Genomic DNA, 1,933 nt, shown 5'->3' with positions numbered 1-1,933 from the left:
GGCATAAGTGCGGATAAGCGGTGGATAACTGGGGGATAATTCAGGTCAGCATATGGGGATAACTTGCCAAAACGTTGGAATTACAACGTTTGTGGATTGTGGATAATGTGCATAACAAGTTATCCACAACGATGTGGATAACCGTGGGTACGGCTGGTTATGCACATAATGTGGATAAGTATGGGGAGAACTCGTGGATAACTGCCCGAAATCGGTGGACAACCGCTACGTTGTCGGTGGATAGACGGTGGATAACTTGTGGATAACTCCGCTCACCCCTTGGAATTTCAACGTTTTACCCTGTGGATAACTCAATTGTCAATCGGTTGATGCGCCCATGGCCACCGGTCAAGACGCGTCATCTTGCAGTGTGAAATGGCATGGTCATGTGGATAACTGGATGAATGACATCCCGATGCCACTTGACTTTCCATTGAGGAAAGTGTTATGCTTTCCGTAACGGAAACAATCTTGGGGATACGCAACCCGCGAACGCTTCCGGACCGGTCAATCAACCACACGACCATCGCCGTACATCACAGCATCGGTCGTTTCCGCAACGACAGCGAGTCCAGTCCATCATCCGTCATCGGAAACAAGGAAGTCATCATGAACCGCACTCCCCAACCCGGCGCGGCATCGGCCGTGCGGCAATCGTCGCAGCAATCCGTCGACCGACAGTACGACCGACTGTCGCCGCCGACCAATCCGACGCGTACCGACACAACAGGCGCGTTCCGCTCTCCCACATCATCGCAGTCGCAACAATCCGTGGAACCGCAGCTGACCGCCGCGGACGCACTCTCTTTCCTCAACGCCGACCGCGAGGCGATGGCCGAGCGCTACACGCTTCCCCTCTCCTTCGACATCGTCATGGGCGTCTTCCTCGCGCTGATCATGGCCATACTGTGGCTGATGCGCAGCGAGACCATCGACTTGGACAGCCCTGTCTACGCCATCGCCGGAGCGTGCATGATCGCAGGCCTGATCGCGTCGGTCGTGGTGCTGGTCCGCATCTGGCGCAAGCGTGGCCTGCGTCTTCTGGCATGGCCGCCCACCTCCCTGTCGATGGCATGCATGGTGGCCATGCTCGTGGTGCCCATCGCGATACTCACCGTGCTTATGCTGGTGCCGCTCGTCCACTGGCAAGCTGCGGTTCCACGGATTGTTGCGACTGCGATGATGTGGGAGAGCGGAACGCGCCTGTTGTGTCGGTACGCGTCGGATTGGTCGGCGGCGACAGTCGGTCGTACTGTCGGTCGACGGATTGCTGCGACGATTGCCGCACGGCCGATGCCGCGCCGGGTTGGGGAGTGCGGTTCATGATGACTTCCTTGTTTCCGATGACGGATGATGGACTGGACTCGCTGTCGTTGCGGAAACGACCGATGCTGTGATGTACGGCGATGGTCGTGTGGTTGATTGACCGGTCCGGAAGCGTTCGCGGGTTGCGTATCCCCAAGATTGTTTCCGTTACGGAAAGCATAACACTTTCCTCAATGGAAAGTCAAGTGGCATCGGGATGTCATTCATCCAGTTATCCACATGACCATGCCATTTCACACTGCAAGATGACGCGTCTTGACCGGTGGCCATGGGCGCATCAACCGATTGACAATTGAGTTATCCACAGGGTAAAACGTTGAAATTCCAAGGGGTGAGCGGAGTTATCCACAAGTTATCCACCGTCTATCCACCGACAACGTAGCGGTTGTCCACCGATTTCGGGCAGTTATCCACGAGTTATCCCCATACTTATCCACATTATGTGCATAACCAGCCGTACCCACGGTTATCCACATCGTTGTGGATAACTTGTTATGCACATTATCCACAATCCACAAACGTTGTAATTCCAACGTTTTGGCAAGTTATCCCCATATGCTGACCTGAATTATCCCCCAGTTATCCACCGCTTATCCGCACTTATGCC

General features: G+C 54.8%; 1 protein-coding gene. It reads left to right on the top strand.

The features are described 5' to 3' along the window. Positions 1-447: 447 nt before the first annotated feature. Positions 448-1,326, top strand: a complete 879-nt coding sequence (locus JS533_RS13570; protein WP_241515346.1) for a hypothetical protein — start codon at positions 448-450, stop codon at positions 1,324-1,326. Positions 1,327-1,933: the final 607 nt, after the last annotated feature.

Source organism: Bifidobacterium amazonense, from assembly GCF_018555435.2.
GTDB lineage: Bacteria > Actinomycetota > Actinomycetes > Actinomycetales > Bifidobacteriaceae > Bifidobacterium > Bifidobacterium amazonense.
The sequence above is the reverse complement of the archived record's forward strand: the minus strand, read 5'-3'. Positions and strand labels throughout refer to the sequence as shown.